Here is a 4,636-nt window from a genome sequence, read left to right as displayed (position 1 = left end):
CCTGGTCGGCTGGGTCGCCTCGGTGTGGCTGGGGCTGCTCGCCCTGCTCGCGCTCACCGGCCTGCTCGGCGCCACCCGCTGCCGCCGCGTCGCGCTGGCCGGGCTGCTCGCCAGCATCGGCGGGATGGTGCTGATGCTGCCGTTCGCCGGGCTGGCCGAGCAGACGCCGGTGTTCGGCGTGACCGCGCGCGGCATCGTGCTGTTCGGCGCCACGCTCTACAGCGTGGGCTGGTTCCTGACCGGCTGGTCGGTGGCCCGGTCCGGGATGTTCTCCTACGGCGACGGGACCATGCTGATGATCGCCGCCCCGCTGCTCGGCCTGGGCGGCGCGCTGATCGGCTCGCTGCAGACGTTCGGCGCGATCTTCGTGCTGGTCGCCGGCATCGGCATCGGCTACCGCAGCGGCCGCCTGGTGCCCGAGACGATCGCCCGGGACGCGGCGGCCGCCAGCGTCGCCGCCGCTCCGGTGCCGCCCGCGTCACCGAAGGGCCCACTCGGCGCCGGTTGACCGGTTCTTCAGCTGGGCGGTCGCCGTGAAGTAACTGACAGTTGCCTGGCGAGGTGGCCGGTAGGCGGCTTTCGTGGCAATCCTTGCCTTCATGCCGTCACCCAGGTCGCCGCTGTCGCGGCTGTTCACCGTGCTGCTGGCCGGCCTGCTCGCCGGGCTCGTCCTCGCGGTCGCCGCGCTTCCCGCCGGACTGCTCGGCGGGTTCGCCGCCCGGGCGGCGCTCGGCGCGTACGCGGACCTGCCCGACGCGCTGCGCACGCCGGCGCAGCCGCAGCGTTCCTACCTCTACGCCAACGACGGCAAGACGCTGATCACCACGTTCTACGACGTGAACCGCACCGACGTGTCGCTGGACGAGATCGCCCCGGTGATGCGGCAGGCGATCATCGCGGCCGAGGACCGGCGGTTCTACTCGCACGGCGGCGCGGACCTGCGCGGCATCGCCCGGGCGCTGGTGGCGAACGTCAAGGGCGGCGGCACCGAGCAGGGCGGCTCCACGCTGACCATGCAGTACGTCCGCAACGTGCTCAAGACCGACCCGAACCGCACGCCGGCGGAGCGGCAGGCCGCCACCGAGCAGACCGTCGGGCGCAAGCTCCAGGAGATCCGGTACGCGAACGCGCTGGAGCAGTCGCTGTCCAAGGACGAGATCCTCAACCGCTACCTCAACATCGCGTACTTCGGCTCCGGCGCGTACGGCGTCGCCGCCGCCAGCCAGCGCTACTTCGGCAAGGCCCCGGCCGACCTGACGCTGGGCGAGGCGGCGCTGCTGGCCGGTCTGGTCCAGTCGCCGGAGGCGTACAGCCCGATCGACGGCGACCTCGACCAGGCGCTGGCCCGCCGGGCGTACGTGCTGGACGCGATGGCCGAGACCGGCGCGATCACCGCCCAGCAGGCCGCGGCGGCGAAGGCGCAGGCGCCCACGCTGCGCCCGACCGCCCAGCCCAACGGCTGCACCGCCACCGCCCAGGGGCACGACGACTGGGGCTTCTTCTGCGACTACCTGCGCCGCTGGTGGCTCACCCAGCCCGCGTTCGGCGCCACCCCCGAGGAGCGCGAGCAGGCGCTGCGCCGGGGCGGCTACCGCGTCGTCACCACGCTGGATGCGAAGATCCAGCAGACCGCGCAGGAGCAGGCCACCAAGGTCTACGGGTACGGCAACAAGCGCGCGCTGCCGATCGCCGCGGTCGAGCCCGGCACCGGCCGGGTGCTTGCGATGGCGGTGAACCGGCACTACAGCCTCGACGCCAACCCGGACGGGCAGGCCAACCACCCGAACACGGTCAACCCGCTGATCTCCGGCGGCGCCAGCGTCGACGGCTACCAGGCCGGCTCGACGTTCAAGATGTTCACCATGCTGGCCGCGCTGGAGGCCGGCAAGCCGCTGTCCACCGGCTTCGACGCCCCGAGCCGGCTGCCCACCCGGTACGCCTCGGACGACGAGGGCAACTGCGACGGCACCTGGTGCCCGGCGAACGCCAACCCGCAGTGGATGGACGGCTACCGGATGATGTGGGACGGCTTCGGCCGCTCCGTCAACACGTACTTCGTCTGGCTGGCCGAACAGGTCGGCGAGGACAAGGTGGTGGAGATGGCGCAGCGCCTCGGCATCACCTTCCGGGCCGACTCCGACGCCACGTTCGCCCGCGACCACGCCGCCGACTGGGGCGCGTTCACGCTCGGCGTGGCCGCCACCACCCCGCTCGACCTGGCGAACGCGTACGCCACGGTGGCCGCCGAGGGCACGTACTGCACGCCGCTGCCGGTGGTCTCGGTGACCACGCCCGACGGCGGGACCGTCGACGTGGGGCAACCGGAGTGCAAGCGGGTCCTCGACCCGGACGTGGCCCGGGCCGCGACCGACGCGGCCCGCTGCCCGGTTGGCCAGCAGTCGGCGTTCGGGCAGTGCAACGGCGGCACCGCCACCGCCGTCGACTCGATCGTCGGCCGCCCGGTCGCCGGCAAGACCGGCAGCTCGGAGCGGAACGCCACGGAGACGTTCGTCGGGTACACCCCGCAGGTCGCCGTGGCCGGCATCGCCGCCAACCCGGACGACGTCACCGACCTGGTCGGCTCCGCCGTGCAGGCGAAGGTGATCGACGCGGTCGCGCGGACCATCAGGACAGCGGTCACCGGCAAGCCGGTGGCCGACTTCACCGCGCCGAGCCGGGCGCTGGTCGGCGACCCGCAGCGTCCGCAGCCGCCCCGGCGGACCGAGCCGGACCGCCGCGAGCAGCGCGAGGACCGCGAGCTGCCCTCCGACGTGCTGCGCTGGCTGCGCGACCGCGGGTAAGGAAGGGCCCCTTCTTAACGCCTCCGGTAGTAAAGGGGCCCCTTCTTAACGCCGCCCCCCCACGGCGCGCGGCCACCCGCCGCCTGGGTAGCCCCGGGCCGCCATGATCACGTCCTGGCACCAGGTCCACCGGTCCAGCACCGCCACCCGGCCGGTCAGGCGGGCCACCGCCACGGTCCGGGCCATCGCCGCCGCGCGCACGGTTGCCTCCAGCGCCGGATGGACGGTACGGCCGAACAGCGCCAACCCGTCGGCCCGGCCGAGCGCCCGGGCCAGCCGGTTCCACAGTGGCCTCCCACCGGCGTTCTCGAAGTACCGCGCCCGGACACCTCGCCGGCGCAGCCGCTCGGCCAGCGCCTTCGCCTGGTTGGTCCTGCCGGAGCCGTCGACGCCGAGCAACGCGATCATCACAGGTCGGGCCACGCACCCGGATGGTGGCGGCGATCATCAACGGCCGCTGATGATCGACTTGTGATCGACCGGTGACGCCGGGCGACAGGCTTGGGCTCGCCTTCCGGCACCACGGAAGGCGTACCCGAATCGAGGAGGCGTCCATGGAGAAGGCCACGATCGAGCAGGCCGGCAAGAAGAAGCTCTCGCTGAAGGTCCGCAAGCTGGAGCGGCTGGAGACCACCGTCATCCGCGAGAGCAACGGCGCCTGATCCGCGCCGGCACCCCGGTCGCCGCCACCTACCGCGGCGGCCGGGGTGCCGCTTCCCCTCTTCCGCCGAGCGTTAGTGAGGTTGCGGTCCCATGCTCAAGCCGCGCGTCAAGAGTGTCCACGAGCCCTACACGCTGCCGGGGAACCGGCTGATCATCGGTCTGATGCAGTACGGCGTCGCGTCGGAGATCCAGGACGACGAGGACGGCACGATCGCCCGCATCCTGACGTTGCTGGACGGCACCCGGTACGTGTGGGAGGTCTGCGCGGACCTCGCCGAGACGCACCCGGGCATCGACGAGGGCAGCGTCCGCGAGGTGGTGGACCAGCTCATCGCGCAGGGCTTCGTCGAGGACGCGGCGGCCCCGCTGCCCGACGGGTTCACCGCGGAGGCCGCGCAGCGCTACGACCGGGCCCGGCACTTCTACGCCTGGATCGACACCCAGCCCCGCAGCTCGCCCTTCGAGGTGCAGGCGCGTATCGGGCGGGCGCGGGTCTCCGTACTCGGTCTCGGCGGCACCGGCACGGCGGTCGCGGCCGGACTCGTCGCCAGCGGCGTCGGCGGCCTGCACTGCGCCGACTTCGACGTGATCGACCAGCCGAACCTGACCCGCCAACTGCTCTACACCGAGAGCGACCTCGGCCAGCCGAAGGTGAAGGTCGCCGTGGACCGGCTGCGGGCGATGAACTCGCACGTCGACGTCACCGGGGAGGAGTGCCGGGTCCGCTCCGCCGACGACCTGGTGCCGCTGATGAACGGGCGGGACGCCTTCGTCCTCTGCGCGGACCGGCCCGTCGACCAGATCCAGGACTGGACGAACGAGGCGGCGCTGCGTACCGGCACGCCGTGGTTCATGGCGCTCTACACCGGGCCGATGACGGTCGTCGGCTCGTTCCTCCCGGGCCGCACCGGGTGCTACACCTGCCTGCGGCGTCGGCCGGACAAGCACGAGATCCAGACCGACGGCACGCCGCTGCGCGGCGGGGAACGACCGAACGCGGTGATCGCCGCCACCGCGAACGTGACCGGTCACCTCTGCGCGCTGGAGGTGCTCTACCACCTCGGCGGGCTGCCCCAGCAGGTCGCCGGGCGGGTCTTCCACCAGAACGCCGCGCGCTGGGACCACCACTACTTCATCGACGTGCCGCGGGACCCGGACTGCCCCTCGTGCGG

3 protein-coding genes and 1 pseudogene are annotated in these 4,636 nt (G+C 72.9%); 3 read left to right on the top strand and 1 reads right to left on the bottom strand.

What is annotated here, in order from left to right; genetic code table 11:
• Positions 1 to 508 (top strand): annotated as a pseudogene (locus KBX39_RS23945) (hypothetical protein); the annotation flags it as partial.
• Between the two features lie 91 nt (positions 509 to 599).
• A complete protein-coding gene (locus tag KBX39_RS23940; protein WP_247660513.1) occupies positions 600 to 2,801 on the top strand; it encodes a transglycosylase domain-containing protein in 2,202 nt (733 codons plus the stop codon).
• 45 nt (positions 2,802 to 2,846) lie between these two features.
• Here KBX39_RS23940 and KBX39_RS23935 read toward each other — a convergent pair whose 3' ends face one another.
• Complete coding sequence (locus tag KBX39_RS23935; protein ID WP_247660512.1) at positions 2,847 to 3,224, bottom strand: hypothetical protein; 378 nt, start codon at positions 3,222 to 3,224, stop codon at positions 2,847 to 2,849.
• Positions 3,225 to 3,554: 330 nt separating this feature from the next.
• Here KBX39_RS23935 and KBX39_RS23930 point away from each other — a divergent pair.
• A partial coding sequence (locus KBX39_RS23930; protein WP_210872604.1) for a TOMM precursor leader peptide-binding protein occupies positions 3,555 to 4,636 on the top strand: 1,082 nt, incomplete at its 3' end.

This window comes from Micromonospora sp. D75 (assembly GCF_018070405.1).
In the GTDB taxonomy this organism is placed as follows: Bacteria; Actinomycetota; Actinomycetes; order Mycobacteriales; family Micromonosporaceae; genus Micromonospora; species Micromonospora chalcea.
Note: the sequence above shows the minus strand (reverse complement) of the source record. Positions and strands in the feature narration are given on the sequence as shown.

Excerpts from the sequence above, each read along its gene's own strand:
- KBX39_RS23940 (WP_247660513.1), top strand. The coding sequence starts at position 600 with ATGCCGTCACCCAGGTCGCCGCTGTCGCGGCTGTTCACCGTGCTGCTG.